Source organism: Haladaptatus sp. R4 (assembly GCF_001625445.1).
In the GTDB taxonomy this organism is placed as follows: domain Archaea; phylum Halobacteriota; class Halobacteria; order Halobacteriales; family Haladaptataceae; genus Haladaptatus.
In genome coordinates, this window is sequence record NZ_LWHG01000030.1 from 15,488 (window position 1) to 33,623 (window position 18,136).

At 51.8% G+C, this 18,136-nt stretch carries 17 protein-coding genes and 1 pseudogene; 9 read left to right on the forward strand and 9 right to left on the reverse strand.

Annotated features, from left to right (window positions below):
- Positions 1-114: 114 nt before the first annotated feature.
- The 3 genes and pseudogenes from A4G99_RS19660 to A4G99_RS19665 all read right to left on the reverse strand — a co-directional run bounded on the left by A4G99_RS19660 (position 115) and on the right by A4G99_RS19665 (position 2,186).
- Complete coding sequence (locus tag A4G99_RS19660; RefSeq protein WP_066147412.1) at positions 115-651, reverse strand: hypothetical protein; 537 nt, start codon at positions 649-651, stop codon at positions 115-117.
- 16 nt (positions 652-667) lie between these two features.
- A pseudogene (locus tag A4G99_RS24565) lies at positions 668-907 on the reverse strand (geranylgeranylglyceryl/heptaprenylglyceryl phosphate synthase); the annotation flags it as partial.
- 241 nt (positions 908-1,148) lie between these two features.
- Positions 1,149-2,186 (reverse strand): hypothetical protein, encoded by a 1,038-nt coding sequence (locus A4G99_RS19665; protein ID WP_066147415.1) that lies wholly within the window; start codon positions 2,184-2,186, stop codon positions 1,149-1,151.
- Between the two features lie 562 nt (positions 2,187-2,748).
- Here A4G99_RS19665 and A4G99_RS19670 point away from each other — a divergent pair.
- From A4G99_RS19670 to A4G99_RS24570, 5 genes are all read left to right on the forward strand, one after another.
- On the forward strand, positions 2,749-4,461 hold the full coding sequence (locus A4G99_RS19670) for a propanediol/glycerol family dehydratase large subunit (protein ID WP_066147416.1): 1,713 nt from the start codon (positions 2,749-2,751) through the stop codon (positions 4,459-4,461).
- Positions 4,462-4,472: 11 nt separating this feature from the next.
- Positions 4,473-5,048, forward strand: a complete 576-nt coding sequence (locus A4G99_RS19675; protein WP_066147417.1) for a propanediol/glycerol family dehydratase medium subunit — start codon at positions 4,473-4,475, stop codon at positions 5,046-5,048.
- Between the two features lie 15 nt (positions 5,049-5,063).
- Positions 5,064-5,480, forward strand: a complete 417-nt coding sequence (locus A4G99_RS19680; protein WP_066147418.1) for a diol dehydratase small subunit — start codon at positions 5,064-5,066, stop codon at positions 5,478-5,480.
- Positions 5,481-5,544: 64 nt separating this feature from the next.
- On the forward strand, positions 5,545-7,440 hold the full coding sequence (locus A4G99_RS19685) for a diol dehydratase reactivase subunit alpha (protein WP_066147420.1): 1,896 nt from the start codon (positions 5,545-5,547) through the stop codon (positions 7,438-7,440).
- A complete protein-coding gene (locus tag A4G99_RS24570; protein ID WP_190303825.1) occupies positions 7,433-7,795 on the forward strand; it encodes a glycerol dehydratase reactivase beta/small subunit family protein in 363 nt (120 codons plus the stop codon). The genes A4G99_RS19685 and A4G99_RS24570 overlap by 8 nt, the downstream gene beginning before the upstream one ends.
- 5 nt (positions 7,796-7,800) lie before the next feature.
- Here A4G99_RS24570 and A4G99_RS19690 read toward each other — a convergent pair whose 3' ends face one another.
- Complete coding sequence (locus A4G99_RS19690; protein WP_342764523.1) at positions 7,801-8,079, reverse strand: heme-binding protein; 279 nt, start codon at positions 8,077-8,079, stop codon at positions 7,801-7,803.
- On the reverse strand, positions 8,061-8,207 hold the full coding sequence (locus A4G99_RS29515; RefSeq protein WP_342764524.1) for a hypothetical protein: 147 nt from the start codon (positions 8,205-8,207) through the stop codon (positions 8,061-8,063). Before A4G99_RS29515 ends, A4G99_RS19690 begins: the two co-directional genes overlap by 19 nt.
- 141 nt (positions 8,208-8,348) lie before the next feature.
- On the opposite strand from A4G99_RS29515, the gene A4G99_RS19695 reads away from it, so the two are divergent.
- The gene (locus A4G99_RS19695; protein ID WP_066147421.1) at positions 8,349-9,125 is read left to right on the forward strand and encodes a winged helix-turn-helix domain-containing protein; all 777 of its coding nucleotides are present in this window, start codon (positions 8,349-8,351) and stop codon (positions 9,123-9,125) included.
- A 130-nt stretch (positions 9,126-9,255) separates the two neighbouring features.
- On the opposite strand, the gene A4G99_RS26155 is transcribed toward A4G99_RS19695, so the two are convergent.
- Complete coding sequence (locus tag A4G99_RS26155) at positions 9,256-9,513, reverse strand: hypothetical protein (protein ID WP_066147423.1); 258 nt, start codon at positions 9,511-9,513, stop codon at positions 9,256-9,258.
- A 491-nt stretch (positions 9,514-10,004) separates the two neighbouring features.
- Here A4G99_RS26155 and A4G99_RS24580 point away from each other — a divergent pair, with 491 nt between their 5' ends.
- Positions 10,005-10,646, forward strand: coding sequence for a carbonic anhydrase (locus A4G99_RS24580; RefSeq protein WP_223302048.1), 642 nt, complete (start codon positions 10,005-10,007; stop codon positions 10,644-10,646).
- A gap of 397 nt (positions 10,647-11,043) precedes the next feature.
- A complete protein-coding gene (locus tag A4G99_RS19715; protein WP_150123172.1) occupies positions 11,044-12,348 on the forward strand; it encodes a dicarboxylate/amino acid:cation symporter in 1,305 nt (434 codons plus the stop codon).
- A 70-nt stretch (positions 12,349-12,418) separates the two neighbouring features.
- Here A4G99_RS19715 and A4G99_RS19720 read toward each other — a convergent pair whose 3' ends face one another.
- Positions 12,419-13,417, reverse strand: a complete 999-nt coding sequence (locus tag A4G99_RS19720; RefSeq protein ID WP_066147429.1) for a zinc-binding dehydrogenase — start codon at positions 13,415-13,417, stop codon at positions 12,419-12,421.
- A 363-nt stretch (positions 13,418-13,780) separates the two neighbouring features.
- Between A4G99_RS19720 and A4G99_RS19725 the strand changes: the two genes are divergently transcribed.
- Complete coding sequence (locus A4G99_RS19725) at positions 13,781-14,650, forward strand: alpha/beta fold hydrolase (RefSeq protein ID WP_066147430.1); 870 nt, start codon at positions 13,781-13,783, stop codon at positions 14,648-14,650.
- A gap of 320 nt (positions 14,651-14,970) precedes the next feature.
- Here the strand turns inward: A4G99_RS19725 and A4G99_RS24585 are convergent, their stop codons facing one another.
- Positions 14,971-16,266: an arylsulfotransferase family protein gene (locus A4G99_RS24585; RefSeq protein ID WP_082837944.1), complete on the reverse strand. Its 1,296-nt coding sequence runs from the start codon at positions 16,264-16,266 to the stop codon at positions 14,971-14,973.
- A 520-nt stretch (positions 16,267-16,786) separates the two neighbouring features.
- Positions 16,787-18,130 (reverse strand): amidohydrolase, encoded by a 1,344-nt coding sequence (locus A4G99_RS19735; RefSeq protein ID WP_066147434.1) that lies wholly within the window; start codon positions 18,128-18,130, stop codon positions 16,787-16,789.
- Positions 18,131-18,136 lie beyond the last annotated feature (6 nt).

The following is an 18,136-nucleotide window of genomic DNA, read 5'->3' on the forward strand; positions in this document are numbered from 1 at the left end:
TAAAACCGGTTGAACGTGATCTCGATTTCCTCGTCTCATTCGTTGGTTTGTGCTTCGGTCGGTGATTGTCCTCGGTGGTCTGGGTCACTGTTGTCCTGCTTGGTCGTCACGAGGTTAGTGAGAGGCGTTTGGTCGTTGTCTTGGTAGAGTCGAAGATCCATCCGGTGTCGTTGTCTCCGGTGGCACCACAATAACATCCCACTCGCGTAGATCCCCGTTCATCTCGTACTCGGGGATGATCGGCGGCTTCAACTTCTCACGATTTCCTGGCCGGGTGATCGTCTTGCCCTCGATACTGAGTGTATTCGTTCCTGTATAGAACCGTCGCTCACCATCGACGCTGTGATTGCTCCGACAGCAGACCGGAGCGTGAGCAACTGTATTGTACACCTGTTCGGCGACGTTTTCCCGTGCAAAGAACAAGCACCGATTTCCGTCATTGTGTGCCTGTGCAAGGTTCTTGACCGTCTGTGACGGTTGGGTACTGCCGGTCGTGTGTCCACTTTCGATATTGGCATCATTCGTCCCCGCAAGCCGATTCAAGAGCGGGTAATCCTTGCGGTAGCTGTTGACTTTGTCTGCGACTGTCTCCGGGTCGTCATCCGATGTAATAGTGAAAACGTCATCCAGCCAGGCAAGGCCATCCGGCATCACCTCCCCCGTCTGCTCAGGAATTCAGAACAATCGAAAGCAGATAGCCAGAGGGTGTCTCGGTGTGAGACGACGACGGGCGATAGGTCGGCTCGACGAAGATGGAAATCTCGGTAGAACAGAGTGTATCGAGAATTGGTTGCACGCGTGCTTCTGTGACGTTCGTGGTGCCACCGAGTATGATTGCATCGGTGCCCGTGTCGGCAATGCTAGCGTAGGTATCCCCGTCGCTGAGTGCTTTGTCTGGGTCGATCTTCGTGACGTGCTCTCACCATGCCCACGCAGCCACCATAGCTCACCATAGTGCCATCACATGCAAACCGCTTTCTCTTGGTAATTCTGAACTAATCGGAAGGTTGGCCAACTGAGCATTGCCATCAAAGAGAATCCGGACCATACCAAGATTAAATAGACAGTCGAAAGTTACGATCAGGGTTCACATTAAGGAGACGTACCACCATGTCATCTGTACGTTTGGAGATTTGCGAATACGAGAGTTAGTTTTCTATCTCTAAATCGAGATCATCACCTCGGTCCGATTCGTGCAGGATGAATGGTCCGATTGCACTCGTCCGCTTCGCAATGGTTGCAATTCGCAGGACAATCGAGGTAAGCACAAAAAATGGGATGATCGTGATCGCTGATGATGCGCTAACGACCCAGATGATATTCGCGACGCCGAAGGTCACGCCAGGAAACGAGGTCGGAGCCAGAAAGAGTAGTGTTGCAATCGCGACAGCCAATGCAGGAAATGCAGTAATCAAGATCGACCGAATGAGACGCACGAGTTCCCACTGGAAGTAAAGCGACTTGAAATGCTCTCGCAGCGGGCCGAAGATCATGAGCACGTCGATCAACTCATCGAATGCACGTTGCTCCTCATCGTCGAGACTATCTTCATACTCGGATTCGAGCCACAGGGCACCATACAGCTTCCACGAGTGATTATAGTTCATGGCGGTACGGAGCAGATTGAACTCACCGAATTCAGCGTCCTCTAATTGGTCTTCGACCTCGTTAGCGTTCTCGACGAGAGCGCTAACGAATTCATCGACTTGTTCACGTAACTCGTTGTTACTATTTTCTGTAAGGTTCTGTTCGAGGGTCTCGGCGCGTTCTTTGCTCTCCTGAACCAGATTACGGAGAAAGGTCTCGGGATCTGGGGGCCCGATTGTACCGAAGATACTGTCAACATCACGGCGGAAATCAACAGCGTCCTCCATTCGTTCTCGTTTGGTTTTTAGAGATCCGAGTTCTTGTGAGAGAACTAATTGACCGATTGTGACGACGAGCGTCACACCAGTAACGAGCGACGCGATAAACGCCTGAAAAGCGATTCCAACTTGATTTGTACTGCTCATGACCGAGCGGAACGATGAGGGACCGATCGTTCCAGAGATGACGAGGATGATGAACAGGCTAACAGTCAAGAGACTAGTGATCGCCCATCGATCCCCATCAAGAAGAAACCAGAATCTGACTCGGGGCTCGTCCATTCGTTCTGCCATGGACTCGTCCGCTTCTCCCTCGTTCATGGCCGCCAATAGGCTGTCTGTAGAGAAAAGGACATCTACTAAACAACTCTATTAGCAGATGAGCAGTATTTTGTAAGCTCTACTTATGATTAATTCTGGCGGTGAACTCGGACTGACTTAGTTGAAATCCTGCCGCCTCACTACCGCCTGTTGCACAAAGTAGAACTAAGGAACTAACTCGAACTCATTACTAAAGACGACAGCAAGACCTACTTTCGACTCCCCGGTGAGAACGATGTGTTCGGTCGCGGTGGTAGCGTTGCCCATCTGACCGCAGAACCTCATGGAGGCCATAGCTTCAGTCCTTACGTCTATGGCTCGTAGAAATCGTCCAAAAACTGTAGTGCAATCGATTCGAACGATACCTAGTCGGTCCGAGTCATCGCATCTTGTGGTTCGGAGAAGACGGCAGCAGAGTAGGTACAAACGGACAAAAATCACTACGAAACTAATTAATACAATTCTACTCTAATTGTTGTTCTGCAAACAATCTTGGACTATTTAATGATAAAATAGGAAAAATCTATGTGGGAAGGAATTGCATGGTATGGTGTTTCAAACTATGAAGGAGAGAGAGAATAGTGAAGTCCAGAATACAGACACAAATCAGCATAAGAGATCGAACCGGTTCAAATCACTCGACGAAAAACCGGTAAACCAAGACGGGTTTGCCAAAGAGTGGCCAGAAGAGGGACTAATCGCAATGGACAGTCCCAACGATCCAGATCCGAGTGTGGCTGTTGAAGAGGGCGAAATCGTCGAGATGGATGGAAAGCAGCGAGAAGAGTTCGATTTTATCGACTTCTTCATCGCCGACTATGCCATCAACGTGGAGAAAGCCGAGGAAGCACTCGCTATCGATTCGGTTGAGTTTGCACAGCGGCTCGTTGATATCAACATCCCGCGTGAGGATATCATCGAGCTTACGACTGCAATGACTCCAGCAAAACTGGCTGAAGTAGTGAACCAGATGAACACGCTGGAGATGATGATGGCATTGCAGAAAATGCGTGCTCGAAAAACGCCAGGCAACCAAGGCCATTGCACGAGTGTTAAAGATCATCCTGTACAAATCGCAGCTGACGCTGCCGAGGCGGCTCTCCGAGGATTCGACGAAATCGAAACTACGGTCGGGGTAGCTCGATACGCACCGTTTAACGCACTCGCTCAACAACTCGGAAGCCAAGCTGGGCGCGGCGGAGTACTCACTCAGTGTGCTGTCGAGGAAGCGACCGAACTCGAACTCGGGATGAAAGGCCTGACGACGTACGCTGAAACCGTCTCAGTGTATGGGACGGAATCGGTTTTCAAGGACGGTGATGACACTCCATGGTCGAAAGCGTTTCTCGCCTCGGGGTATGCTTCTCGTGGGTTGAAGATGCGGTTTACCTCCGGTTCCGGTTCAGAAGTGAATATGGGACAAGCGGAGGGAAAATCGATGGTGTATCTGGAGTCACGCTGTGTTCTCGTGACCAAAGGATGTGGTGTCCAAGGACTGCAAAACGGTGGAATTAGTTGTATCGCAATCCCATCCGCCGTGCCATCGGGGATTCGAGGTGTTCTTGCGGAGAACCTGATTACGACCATGGTCGACTTAGAGGTCGCATCAGGGAATGACCAGACGTTCTCCCATTCGCACAAACGCCAGATGGCACGGACGTTCCCACAATTAGTCGCCGGAACGGACCTCATCTTCTCCGGCTATAGCACCATGCCGAACTACGACGATATGTTCGCGGGATCGAACTTCGACTCGTACGACTATGACGACTACAACGTTGTACAGCGCGACCTCAAGGTCGACGGGGGACTGAAACCGATTGCGGAGGAAGACGCGATTGCAGTACGGAATACTGCCGCACGCGCGATTCAAGTCGTATTCCGAGAATTGGGCTTCCCACAAATCACCGACGAAGAAGTCGAAGCCGCGACGTATGGAGATGGAAGCGACGATATGCCGGATCGAGACCAAGCCGCGGATTTGAAGGCCGCAGAAGAATTGATGGACGGAGATATCACTGGGCTGGACATCGTGGAAATCCTCGCCAAACATGGTTTCGACGACTTGGCGGAGAACATGTTGAACATGCTCAAACAGCGAATTTCCGGGGATTACCTCCACACGTCTGCGGTCATCGATGGGGAATTCAACGTGACGAGCGGTGTGAACGACAGAAACGACTATCAGGGCCCTGGAACCGGCTATCGCATGAGCGAGGAGCGTTGGGAGGAAATCAAAGACATTCGGCATGCGTTCGATCCGAAAGAGATCTGACCACTGTGACAATGAGTACTGAAACCAAAACCAGTCGACGGCAACTTCGACTCGAAGAGAACGGGAACGCCGAATCGGGAAGTGAAAGTGACGAGGTCGTAATCGCAATCAGTCCAGCCTTTGGCGAGTCACAAACCTCGACGATCGTGGACATTCCGCTTGCGGATGTGCTTCGTGAGACGATGGCCGGAATCGAAGAGGAAGGTCTCAATTCGCGACTCGTTCGGTTCATCGACACCGCAGATTTAGGTAATCTCGGGAATCGGGGCGCAAAGTTGAGCGGGTCGGGGATCAGTGTCGGTATCCAGTCGAAGGGAACTGCCTTGATTCATCAAGCGGATTTGCTTCCGCTTAGCAATCTCGAACTGTTTCCGCAGGCACCGCTTTTAGATCGCGAGAAATTCAGAGCTATCGGAAAGAACGCAGCAAAGTACGCAAAAGGGGAGAATCCGTCCCCTGTCACGGTCGAGAACGATCCGATGGCCAGGCCGAAATACCAAGCACTCGCTGCGGTGCTCCACATCAAAGAGTCGAAATCGATCGACGAGACGCGAGAACCAGTCGAACTCGAAGCTCACTTCGAATAATTACCACAACGATCCATGTCCGACAACAACACTACAGACGAACCAAGCGAGTACCCGCTCGGAAAGAATCCAGACCAAGTCGAAACACCGACCGGAAAAACGATGTCAGATGTGACGCTTGAGAGTTTGGCAGACGGCGATGTAGACGCAGCAGACATCCGCATTTCTGCAGAAACACTCGAAAAGCAGGCGACGGTCGCAGAATCTGCTGGTCGTTCGCAGATGAAACAAAACTTCCAACGAGCGGCCGAGTTGACCGAGATACCGGACGAACGCATCTTAGAGATCTACAACGCACTTCGACCGAGTGGAGCCGAGAAAGAGACATTGTTGGAAATCGCTGACGAACTCGAGGACGAATATGACGCACAGATCAACGCAGAACTCGTCCGTGAAGCGGCAGAAGTCTACGAAACGCGTGGACTGTACTAACGGCTCAACACGGTAGTGGTTACAGTCGTCCGTCCCCCTTTCGCTACAGAATACGATACTACACATGAACTACATCGCAGGAATCGACATCGGAAATTCCAGTACCGAGGTTGGAATTATTCGCCACGATCAGGAATCAAAGCGGTTCGTCGCGAGCAGTCTCTTTCGGACGACTGGTCTCAAAGGGACGACCGAAAACGTGCCAGGGATCGTACGAGCATTGGAACGTGGTGCCGAAAACGCCGGAATAGCGGTGGACGACCTTGATCTCCTCCTGTTGAATGAAGCAGCACCGGTGATCGGCGATGTTGCTATGGAGACGATTACCGAAACGATCATCACCGAATCGACGATGATCGGCCACGATCCATCGACACCTGGCGGCATTGGAATCGGAACAGGAACCATTGTCGATATTACGGAGTCACAACGGGCTCATTCGAAAGACGAAGATATCATTTTCCGGGTCCCGAATGAGGTCGATTTCGCCGATGCGGCGGCCATCATCAACGAGTGGGTAGCGCAGGGATTCGACATCCAAGGGGCAATCCTCCAGAAGGATGACGCCGTACTCGTTTCCAACCGCTGTGAGATCGAAATACCGATCGTAGACGAGGTAACCGAGATCGACGAAGTACCGCTCGGTCAACCCGCTGCCATCGAGGTCGCAGCATCCGGACAGACGATCGACACCCTCTCGAATCCGTATGGCATTGCGACCCTCTTCGAGTTATCAGCGGAAGAAACACAGAAGATCATCCCGGTTGCACGGGCATTGGTCGGGAACAAATCCGGAGTCGTCATCAAGACACCGGAAGGGGATGTCGAAGAGCGGAGCATCCCAGCCGGGTCACTCACTGTAATCGGTGAGGATGGGTCAAAGAGTACCGTCGATACCGAGGATGGCGCACACGTGATTCGGGAAACGGTCCGTAACCGACGACCGCTCGAGGACGTTACCGGTGAATCCGGCACCAATATCGGAGGGATGCTTAACCGAGCCCGGACTGAAATGAGTGAAATCACAAATCAGGACCCCGACTCGATTCAGATCCGCGATATCCTCGCAGTGGATACGATCGTTCCTCAGGCCGTCAAAGGGGCAGTCGCTGGCGAATATCGGATGGAAAACGCTGTCGCGCTCGCCTCCATGGTCAAGACGAACCGACTACCGATGGAACAGATCGCGGGAGAACTAACAGAAGAGCTCGCCGTAGACGTCCACATCCAAGGAATAGAGGCATCGATGGCAGTGCTTGGATCACTAACGACGCCGGGAACGGACTTCCCGATCGCAATCCTCGATATCGGAGGTGGCTCCACGGATGCAGCATACATGAACGAGCGCAAAGAGATCGAATCGATTCACCTCGCTGGGGCAGGCGACCTCGTCACGATGCTCATCGATTCTGAACTCGGATTGGAGGATCGGAAAACTGCTGAAGAGATTAAAAAGCATCCAGCTGCGAAAGTGGAGACACTCTTCAGTATCAGGCATGAGGACGGCACTGTCGATTTCCTGGAAACTGCTGTCGACCCCGAACTCTTTGGAAAAGTAGTTCTATTACAGGATGACGACGGAATGGAACCGATCGATACGGACCATTCGCTAGAAGAGATTCGGGCGACACGTAGAGAAGCGAAAGAAAAAGTGTTCGTGACGAACAGTAAACGGGCGCTTCGTCAAATAACGCCGTCATTAAATATCCGCCATTTACCGTTCGTCGTGATGGTTGGCCGGTCAGCGCTCGATTTCGAGATTCCCGAGATGATCTCGAATACCTTAGCGGAATACGGAATCGTTTGTGGCAGTGGTAATATCCGTAAAGAACAGGGCCCGAGAAATGCCGTCGCCACTGGACTTGTGCTGTCGCATATCGATGGCAATTCGTTCCTCGATTTCGAACTCCCGGATGAGCTTTCGACATCGATTACCGAAACGGTGGCGACTGATGAGTAATACTGTCCCATCCCTGCGGCCACAGATTCTGGTGTACCATCATGGCGGGAGATGCGATGTACTCGATTTCGTCGAATACGGTATCGAAGAAGAGGGGGTTCCCTGGCAAGTTGAGCGCATTCCGCGGGACGAACTTCTCATGGTTGCAAACATGGCCGCCGAGGATTCACGACTCGGCATCGGAATTGCGATTGGAGATGGAAATCCGAGTCGAATCGTTCTTCAACATGAACGGATGCCAGAAGAACAACCAATATTCGATTTGTCTTCACCAACGACTACACAAGCGAGGCTTCTTGGGGCGAACAGCGCCCGATTAGCAAAACGAACTCCGTTGAAGCGGATTCGTGAGTAGAAGACCTACGATTCGAAGGCTTCGACACCGGCTTCAGCAACGGTTCGGTCTTCTTCAACCGCACCGCCACTGACTCCGACAGCGCCGACGACATCGCCATCAACACGAAGGGGATACCCACCTCCAAAGATTACGATACGGTCGTCATTCGTCGAATGAATCCCGAATAGAGACTCGTTCGGCTGACTGGCATTTGCTAATTCGTGGGTTGGCATTTTCAGACTCACAGCCGAATACGCCTTATTCTGTGCGATATCAATGCTCGCTAAGAGAGCATCATCCATCCGACGAAATGCAACCAGATTAGCGCGTCATCGAAGACGGCGATACACATCGGTACCTCGATCTCTGTCGCTTTCTCTTCAGCAGCAGCGAGGATCGATTCTGCAACGTCTGCACTTACATCAGTCATTGTTCACCATAAGCTCGTTATACGATAACACGGATCGAAGTATAAGATTTGTGTTGAAAATAGAACATACTACTGTATTGTTCTGCGCCGTAGATTTGCGCGAGGCGAAAAGATGATGAGATCGGACAAAAGACTCTGGCCATGACTGACTCGTCATTGATCGATTCTTTACTCCGATCTAATGTACGAACGTCTATTCTCATTGCGATCGCTAACGACTGTACTTCGACTCAATCGCTGCTTGACTCCGATCTCGCCAGCGAGTCGGGTGTGTACAACACACTAACTCGCCTCCGGGAACAAGGGTTGATACATAGCCCGCAAGCGGACCACTGGTCGTTAACTGGACTGGGGCAAGTCGCCGCCAAACTCATCGACAACTGCCAACAAACAGAGTCTGTACTCGCGATTGATTCTGACTTCTGGCGGACCCACGGTGTAACAGCAATACCGCCACGTTTCCGACTTCGTCTTTCAGAGCTTGCTGGTGGACAAGTAGTGACGGCTACTGAGACGCGACCAGCGAATGCTATCTCTGAAATCGAACGACGATTGGTAAATTCGAACACAATCAGCGCCATTACACCGGTGTACGACGAGCAGTTGGCCAATGCAGGCACCACTGGTGAAATTGAGCGACTCATTTTTGACGAAGCCGTTTTCGACGACGTTATCCAGAAAACCATCTCGTCACAACTTGAGGCCAAGGAGACAATACGCGTGGCAAACGTTTCAGTTACGGTTACCATTACTGACGACTGTCTTCTCCTTTCGCTACCGACGTTGGACGGGACTTACGACGCCCAGACAGTATTTATCGCCGAGACGGAGGAGGCTCGGTGTTGGGGTAACGACCTCCTCGATTTCTACTGGGGTTCTGCACAGCCGTTGGAACGGTACTTATCAGGTCAAAACTGATTTCCCCACCGTTCTAGGATTTCTGTTTCTCGGTCGTTGCAGTAGTACTTTCTGCGAATATTCGATGATCGGCGCGGTCCGTGAGCGTCACCGTACTCGAACATGGATCTCACTATCTCAATGGAGTATACTACCACCTGTGATTGTCGGGGGAGCAGTCGTTCGTTCGGTAGTTCTTTTCGTCCCGTTCGCACGTACGGCCAGCAGTGGAAACCGTCGAAGCTGTCACAGTCACAGTCGTCTGTTCAGCATCGTCTTCGTTGTCCTCCGGCGGGAAGGCCTCGAACGTTCCGTCGTCGGTTGCGTTTTCAACGGCACCCATGTGTTTGTAGACAGCGTTCCAGTGGACGTGGTCGGGGAACGTGCAGGCCACCAGTTCGTCAGTCACGTCGCCGATGGAAATGGTGTATTGGTGGCCTGCGGAATTCTCGTGGATCTCATTAATGACTTCGATGCATCCGGGGCTTCGGCGTCGAAGGAAAACTGTTCGGCCTGTGCGCATTGCTGTGCCATTATGGCAGCTAAATCATCCAATTCCAGAAGAACCATTCCAATATTAATTAATTAATCTAAAAATATATTTTAAGTTCTGATGGGCTGTTTGCAAAAATGCAACCAATGCACGATGACTCAGAGACGGACGTCAACCTGCGAGGCACTAGAGGGACGAATAAGCGTTTGACCACACGACGGAGATTCGTTCGGTCGGGGGCAATGGGTCTCGCGATGCTAGGAGGATTGGGAAGTTCCGGGATAGCAGAAGCTAAAACGACACGACAAACCAGTCAGAACACTACCTCCCGCAGACCCGTAAACAAACACTCTTTCAGCGATGGCCTTACTGGTCTGTTACAGCGAAACCAAGTATGGACAAACGCATTGCCAGATGGCTATTTCAGCGATGTCCAAACCAGCCAAGCACCTTCTGTGACCTCTGTTTGTTGCTCTGATTCGCGAGTATCCCAAGAGGGCATGTTTCTTGGAGCTCTTGAGGCAGGATTCTTGTTTAAGCCGAGCAATATCGGCAATAAAGTGATCAGTCTCGTGGACGGTGAACGAGTCGTCGACGGTGATTTTCTCTACGGTCTCGAAAAAGCGGATTCCGAAAACGGAGCGGTTGTCGGCCACACTGACTGTGGTGCGATTACTGCTGCCTATGAGATAGCACGTGGAACACAGGTCGATGAATCACCGGGTATCAGCCAAGAACTAGAAGTACTTGTGGATATCGTCAGTGATGGTCTTGAATCCGACCGTGTCGACACTGAGACTTCAGATCTTGAGGTCATCAATCAACTCGTCGAATACAATGTCCATCAGCAGATTCAATTTCTCGTCGACAGCGACGCAGTGTCCGACGAGCGAAACCTCTACGGATTCGTCTATGACTTCCAGGGAGCGTATGGAGGTACACGAGGACGAACGTATTTGGTCAATATCGATGGTGAAACCAACCAGTGCCAACTCAAGCACCGAGTTCCGAATCAATATGAATCGTTTGTTCGGAGTCTCCTTCAGTAAGTGAGAAGTCAGGTTTCTTATGGTGGAAAAGATGACGAGCACCATGGGATCGTTTCCTAGTGTGTGATCGTCGCCTTCAATCCCCAGAGGTGGTTTCGGACTCCTGGTCTTTCTTGAGACCCATTTTGGAAGACCGGTTGGGCATCGCAATCAATCGGCGGCTTCCTCACGCCGGAAGCCATCGTCCTTTCCATGAGTCTGTTTTTCAATCGACTCTTTAACTCGGTGTAAAGATGGTTGCCGCTACCTGTGACGTCACTGTAGTGAAGCCAGAGCATCAACAGCCGAGAGATATTCCTACTTTCCGGTACGAATGATCGGGGTGCTGCTGACATAGGACCCGTCACGAATCACTGCAATCTGTGAATATATTTTGCTCCCTCTTCTAGCGGTAGGAGTGATAGATGATTCTCCTTGGAATCGATATCGGTCGGTTCCGCTTGTTTATCGTATCGCTGTCGGATTCGTACTTGGTGGCATATTTGGTTTCATTGTAGGGAAGCCCGCCGCTGCACTTGAACCGTTAGGGACGCTATTCCTTCGACTCCTGAAAATGTTGGTCGTTCCTCTTATTGTTTTCACACTTCTCAGTGGTGTTAAACAACTAACGCCTACAAAACTCGGTCGGATTGGTGGGAGTGTCGTCGGTCTGTATCTTGCAACGACCGCCATCGCTGGTTTTCTCGGCCTTGTCGTTGCAAACATATTGAATCCGGGAACAGGTGTCCAATTCACTGGTGGGAAAGCTCAATCCGCATCGCCACCATCACTTGGGGAGGTTTTTCTGAATATCGTTCCCACGAATCCTGTCGCAGCATTTGGAAACGGGGATGTTCTTTCTATCGTCTTCTTCACACTTGTGTTCGGTCTCGGTCTCGCCATCGCCCGCGACTCTACTGAGTCTGAGCATGTCCGTGATGGAATCAAGACGTTCTTTGAGATCGTTGATGGTATCGTTGAGGGTCTCTTTACTGTCGTTTGGGGAGTTATGGAGTACGGTGTTGTCGGCGTATTTGCGCTCTTAGCGACCTCAATGGCAACACACGGTCTCGGCGCCATCGAGAGTCTTGCAATGCTGGTTGCTGCGGTTGCCCTTGGAACTCTTCTTCAGATTTCGATTACCTATCTCGGTCTCATTACGATGCTCGGTCTCGGGCAACATCCGATCAAGTTTCTCCGGGGTGCAAAAGATGCGATGGTAACTGCATTCAGTATCCGGTCCTCAACTGGTACGCTTCCTGTAACTATGCAGAACGCGGAAGACGACCTCAAGATCGATGAATCGTTGTATGGGTTCTCACTTCCGCTTGGCGCAACTATCAATATGGATGGTGCGGCGATTCGACAGGCGATTACCGCTGTCTTCGCTGCGAACCTCTTTGGGGTCCACCTCGGCCTCGGTGATCAGGTCACTCTCCTTGTTACCGTCGTTCTCGTTTCAATTGGGACTGCAGGTGTACCTGGAGCGGGCCTGATTATGCTGACTGTCGTCCTCCAATCCGTTAGTCTTCCACTAACTGTCGTCGGATTTGTCGCTGGTGTCGACCCAATCTTGGGACGAATAGCCACGATGAATAACGTCACTGGCGATCTCGCTGTGGCCACCCTTGCAGCAAAATGGAACAATGCTATTGACTTTTCCACAGGGGTCTGGACCGACGACGAGACTGCTGGAGAAACTGGATTAGCTATCTCTGATTGAGGCCCTAGATTTCTCTTAGTCTACATTCCAGACGTATTGACACAGCCGAGAAAATAGCTGATTCAGTGGTTCACTCGTTAACGAGCAGTAGTTTTCCAGTGAAATCTCCCATCTCTCCTAAACGGTGTGCGGCCGCTACTTCTTCGAAAGTGAATCGTTCATCAATATGTGGTTCGATGGCACCGTCATCGACGAGAGCCGCGATAGTCTCGAGTTCTTCACCGATGCGGCTCTGATGTTTGCCCAGCAATACCGGGAGAATAACTAATACGACCCCTAGTTCGAGCGAATTTGCATGCATCGCCGAGAGATCCTGTGTTGAACTCGATTCGGTGGTTACAACGGTTCCGAACGGACGAACCGCTTGGAATGCTGTTTGGAGATGGTCGTCACCGATAGGATCGAATACGATGTCAAATCCGTCCTCGCTAGCATGGTCGTTCACATATGCCTCGACATCGGTCGTCGTGTAGTCAACTGTCACGTCAGCCCCGATTTCAGTCGCGAGAGCACGTTTTTCCTCCGAGGATCCAGTCGCGGTGACGTTTGCTCCGAACCAGCGTGCAAGCTGAACACCGATATGACCGACACCACCGCTCGCTCCATAGACGAGCACTTCGTCGTCGATGTCGACGGTTGTCTTGTCTACGAGCATCTCCCACGCCGTGAGTGCGACGACTGGCAGGGAAGCTGCCTCCTCGAGTGGTAGCGTCTCTGGCGCGTGAGCAAATGTGTCCACGTGGCCAGTAACGTAGTCAGCGAGGGTTCCTTGCTGGCCGGCCCCACCAGGCATCCCATACACCTCGTCACCCTCTTCGAATCGCTCTACGTTTGCGCCAACGGAATCTACAATCCCCGCAACGTCACAATGAAGAATCGCTGGGAAATCAGGGCTAAAATCGGGAAGATCCCCGCGACGAATCTTGTAATCTACCGGGTTGACACTCGATGCGACAGTTTCGATGCGAATTTCGTCTGGTTCTGGATCGGGTATCTCGACTGTTGTCTCCGTAAAGACATCTGGATTGCCATATTCTTCTATTGTATAGGCAGTCATCTCCGAAGTCATATCGGCTTGGCTTTTTGCGTCCAGAAGTGAGTAAGTCTCGCTTCCGGAAGTTTTCGGAATACGTGGACCGGTGAGCCAGCCAAAGAACGTGCAAGGAAGACGATGACGTCACTGTCTCCCCACCCTACACCATTACCCGGCCTTCGACCTGCGTTGCCCCTTGAGGAAGGGAGATTAGCGACTGCTACCCAGCTAAAGACCAACAATAGCGATTGTCGGGACATTCGCTATCGAACAGTTCATCGCGGTGAATCACACCGATAGAGAACTCACTGGTTCACTGTGGTGAATCCACTTGTTATCGTTTAAGAATCTATAGGTGCCAGCAGATGTGTTCATACTCTCCTAACGCGTGTAAGGCGTATGGCTGGATCAGATGAGAAGTTGGTTGAAGTTGATCTGGAGCTGAGCGATGGGCGAACACTTCATACGTATGATACAGGCGTGGATGATGCAGACGACCAGCTCACCGTTTTCTGGCACCATGGCACGCCGAACATCGGCAAGCCTCCCGAACCTCTTTTCCAGTCTACAAACCTGCCTGACATCCGTTGGGTATCGTATGATCGGCCCGGATATGGTGGTTCAACCCCCTATCCAGGCCGGGACGTGGCATCAGCGGCCGCCTGCGTCGCCAGCATCTCCGATGCGTTGGACATCGATCAGTTCGCGGTCATGGGTCATTCCGGTGGGGGTTCGCATGCGCTGGCATGCGGGGCACTACTACCAAAACGCGTCCTGTGCGTGGTCAGTGTGGCCGGACTGGCTCCGTTCAATGCCGAGGGTCTTGACTGGTTCGGAGGAATGACGCCGTCAGGTGCGGCGTCACTACGTGCCGCTATTGAGGGGCGTGCGGCAAAGGAGAAGTACGAGGCCTCAGCCGAGTACGACCCGGAGATGTTCACCCAGGCTGACCATGCCGCACTCTCGGACACGTGGTCCTGGCTGAACAGTGTCGTCGGTCCAGCCATGAAGGACGGACCGGACGGACTAATCGACGACGACCTTGCCTACGTCTCCTCATGGGGATTCGATCCTTCACAGGTTGACGTACCGGTACTCCTCTTGCACGGTGAGCAGGATCGGGTGGTGCCCAGCTCGCACAGTGAGTGGCTGGCGCACCGCTGTTCCTCGGCGGATCTGCGACTGCGCCCGGACGACGGACACATCTCGGTCCTCAACTCCAGCTCGATGGCCATGGATTGGATCCGGAAGCACGTTGACCAAAGCTAAGCGAGTACGAACACTTCTGTCGATTCCTATTCGACGAACGCTGCGAGATTGTCGAGTGTTGATTTCATTCCTGCTTCATGGTCCTCCGGTCGGATGCCTGCTGGCACGTTCTCAGCGCGCACGGTCACGATCTCATGGAGACGTGGAACAGAAGAGCAGTGAGAAATGGCGAGATTCTAAGTTAGTATGATATACTAATATAGTACCAACTCAGAATCAAGCTAGCGTCCGAGTTTCCGGCAGTGACCCCTCGGCGGGTCGCAGATATGATTGGAATGTAACGACAGCCAGTCCATCTGCGATTCGAGGACTCTCGATCATCAATGACGTAGATATCGGACACTCCCGACAAGAATCAAGGTGAGTGAGAGCAGTGACAAAGCTAACTGAGGAACACCGAACCAGAACGGCGTCGCTGGGACAATCGCTCGAAGGAGGACGAGGATCGATGAGAGGATCGGGATGTCGTTCCCTGGCGCAACGATTGATGACGTATCTGAACTGTATTGCGGCCCACCGACTGTTTCGCCCACCGGGAGTCGGTCCGCTTCATACGGAATCCGTGATGTTCTTGTACTCCATACGACTTTGCCTTCGGAATTCACCTCGACAATCCTTCTGTTTAGCGTATCGGTGATGAGCGTATTTCCATTTGGTAGTCGATCAGCGTCACGTGGCCAATTAAATTCGACGCCATTAGCACTTCCTACTGTCCAAACAGGGCGCCATTCCCCACTCTCGGTGCGATGGAGTTCAACAATTCGGTCATTGTCACTATCGGCAACGAGTACGGCACCGTCTCCTATCCACTGTGGATTGTGTTGATGATTAAGCACAGAGGGATCACCACAGCGAATATCGCCATCATTGTCATAATCCGCTAACTGGCCCGATCGTCGACAGCTTTCATCAGAGCTCGTTGGAGTATCCTTGTTGATCACCTCGACAACACCTTTGCCTCGTTGAATGACCAATAATTGGTTTGTGTTCCGAATCGAGATCAGATATCGACCATCACCAATGACGTCGACATCGTTGATGTGCAGCCAGTCCGACTTTGTTGGATCACTTGGCGCGTCGTAGAATGAACGCCCATTCCATTGCCATGTGACTGCTCCATTTTTTACCGTAAAGATGCGCTCGTGTTCCATATCGGTCATCAGATATTCCCCCGACGGGAGGCGCTCGACATCGTGGACCTCACTATCTTTTTTGTCACGAACTGGGAAACTATATTCCGAGATGACATGGGGGGTGGGTGTGGGATCAATCACACGAAATCCTGAGCGTGAACATGGAGATTCATACGGAGCACATTTCTGATATCCCCCATCCATAAATCCTGCCAATACCGTTCCATTGCTCGTCTTCGTCACGTCGAAATAGCTACCTGCACTGGCTTCGCGCCATGTCACATCCCGACCAGTCAAAAGGTACACACTTCCATGCTCGTGCCAACCAGGACCACCACCTTGTGATCCCACCAAAATCCGGCGGCTATCGCTATCACCGACGGAACCAATCTCTGGCGCAAGAGCCCCACTAATTACTACAGTTAATACGAAAAGGATGACACCGATTACGACGAGCCAGGTTCCTTGTCGGCGGGGATTCATTATATTTCGTACTCTGAGATGTCGCAAAGGGTTTGCGATCCCTAATCGGTGATACAAAATCTGCAGGCAATGAGTCGATATAGAGCGATCATAACGGAAACCGATTGAGAGCACGTTCGTGGTGAGAGCGACCCTTCAGACCAACAGCGCGATCAGGCCGTCTATCGGGTGAGTAAGCGAATCACCGAGGACCTCCCGAAAGACATTGCTGTGCTTGCCAAGCATCGATCCGGCAAACCCGAAGAACTCCGGGAGATCGTCTGTGAAGAAGTCGACGAATAAGAAGTGATCGTACTGGTTTGTGGGCCAGTCATACTTGTTACTGCATCTGCTATCGTTGAGTTGCCGCTTGAATCCGGAGAGAGACGAGAACTCGAATTGGGATTGCTGTAATGAATGTTGCAATGACGACAGCGGTCGTCTACAACGGAATCACCCAGAGAAAAGCCTGGCTATGAAGACAGACGGTGAGAATCACGAGACTGTGCTGACCAGAACATCGAGACCAGTGCGAGTTGCCTCAATCTGATAAATACTCTCCACTCACGGATCGACGCATTTCCCGGATAAGCGTCAGGTAGTCCTCTGGCGAATATTTTTGTTCTTTTTGTCGACGGATCTCTTGTTTTGTCTCACTATCAGCGAGTAAGTCGACAATCATACACGCTGTGAGTTTTGCAGGTATAATATACGCCATCTCATCGTCCACAGCTCGGAATTCCGGGGTATGTGGCGTTCCTTCGAATCCACCAATCATCGGGTGAATACCGGGTATGATTTGGGTGATGTCTCCCATGTCAGTCGACCCCGTTGTATGAGGATCATGAGTGTCAATTGCAGCAGAGCCTAGTTCATCGACTGCATTTGCTTCATACACCTCTATCATCGTTTTATTCGTCTGGAACGGAAGATACCCAGGATAGTCTTCGATCGAAATATCAGCTCCAACAGCCATCGCGCCGCTTTCAAGTGCTCGATTCACCGAGTCATTCGCGTCATTGACTGCCTGGATTGATTTCGCGCGTGTGTACGATTCCATTCGAACGTCTGCAGGGACAACGTTGACCCCCTCCCCTCCTTTCGTTAAGATAGGGTGCACACGGACGTTGTCTTCGTCGGCGAACGTTTCTCGCTGAGCGTGGACTGCGTTCATGCCAAGCATCGCCGCATTGAGGGCATTGACTCCCTCTTCTGGCGCTGCGCCTGCGTGAGACGACTGCCCACGGTAGGTGACGAATTTGCCAATGAAACCGTTCGTCGACGAGCGGGTTAGAATCTCTCTTTCCGGGGTGTCCGCATCCGCATGTATCATTGCGGCACAGTCGACATGATCAAAATATCCCCGTTTGATCAGCTCTTGTTTCCCACCCAGTAATTCTATTTCACCGTCATTAACCAACGAGCGTCGGTACTCTAAGTCGAGGTATTCCTCGGCCGGGACAGCAATAAACTCGACCGCGCCATGGAGCCGATCTAGAATTCCAGCCGAACTAAGCCCGTAGGCCGTTCCGATCAGATTGGCTAATTGGGCGTGATGGCCACATGCGTGACACGCTCCTGTTTCGGGATCTGCTTTCGGGTGCTCCCAGTTTACGAGCGCATCCAGTTCCCCAAGAACAGCGATCGTGAACTCATCCGCACTGGTTTCTAGGTCTGTGGAAGCGCGAGCACCAGTAATGGCGAGGTCGCGTTCGATTTCCAGTCCCATCGTTTCGAACGCTGCTGTGACTTTCTCGGTTGTTGCATGCTCTTTATAGCCGAGTTCGGGTTCTTCCTCTACAGCTTTGGCTAGTTCGATGATATCGTCTCGGTGGTCGTCAATCGCGGTACAAACGGCTTCTTTTTGGGTTTGTGTATCCGTCATTTTGGA

What these genes read in the sequence shown, in the direction of transcription:
- A4G99_RS19660 (WP_066147412.1), bottom strand. Translation starts at nt 651, where the DNA reads ATGCCGGATGGCCTTGCCTGGCTGGATGACGTTTTCACTATTACATCG.
- A4G99_RS19720 (WP_066147429.1), bottom strand. Translation starts at nt 13,417, where the DNA reads ATGACTTCGGAGATGACTGCCTATACAATAGAAGAATATGGCAATCCA.
- A4G99_RS19690 (WP_342764523.1), bottom strand. Translation starts at nt 8,079, where the DNA reads ATGGATGATGCTCTCTTAGCGAGCATTGATATCGCACAGAATAAGGCG.
- A4G99_RS24585 (WP_082837944.1), bottom strand. Translation starts at nt 16,266, where the DNA reads ATGAATCCCCGCCGACAAGGAACCTGGCTCGTCGTAATCGGTGTCATC.
- A4G99_RS19685 (WP_066147420.1), top strand. Translation starts at nt 5,545, where the DNA reads ATGAACTACATCGCAGGAATCGACATCGGAAATTCCAGTACCGAGGTT.
- A4G99_RS19680 (WP_066147418.1), top strand. Translation starts at nt 5,064, where the DNA reads ATGTCCGACAACAACACTACAGACGAACCAAGCGAGTACCCGCTCGGA.
- A4G99_RS19695 (WP_066147421.1), top strand. Translation starts at nt 8,349, where the DNA reads ATGACTGACTCGTCATTGATCGATTCTTTACTCCGATCTAATGTACGA.
- A4G99_RS19725 (WP_066147430.1), top strand. Translation starts at nt 13,781, where the DNA reads ATGGCTGGATCAGATGAGAAGTTGGTTGAAGTTGATCTGGAGCTGAGC.
- A4G99_RS19675 (WP_066147417.1), top strand. Translation starts at nt 4,473, where the DNA reads ATGAGTACTGAAACCAAAACCAGTCGACGGCAACTTCGACTCGAAGAG.
- A4G99_RS19665 (WP_066147415.1), bottom strand. Translation starts at nt 2,186, where the DNA reads ATGAACGAGGGAGAAGCGGACGAGTCCATGGCAGAACGAATGGACGAG.
- A4G99_RS24570 (WP_190303825.1), top strand. Translation starts at nt 7,433, where the DNA reads ATGAGTAATACTGTCCCATCCCTGCGGCCACAGATTCTGGTGTACCAT.
- A4G99_RS19735 (WP_066147434.1), bottom strand. Translation starts at nt 18,130, where the DNA reads ATGACGGATACACAAACCCAAAAAGAAGCCGTTTGTACCGCGATTGAC.
- A4G99_RS19670 (WP_066147416.1), top strand. Translation starts at nt 2,749, where the DNA reads ATGAAGGAGAGAGAGAATAGTGAAGTCCAGAATACAGACACAAATCAG.
- A4G99_RS29515 (WP_342764524.1), bottom strand. Translation starts at nt 8,207, where the DNA reads ATGACTGATGTAAGTGCAGACGTTGCAGAATCGATCCTCGCTGCTGCT.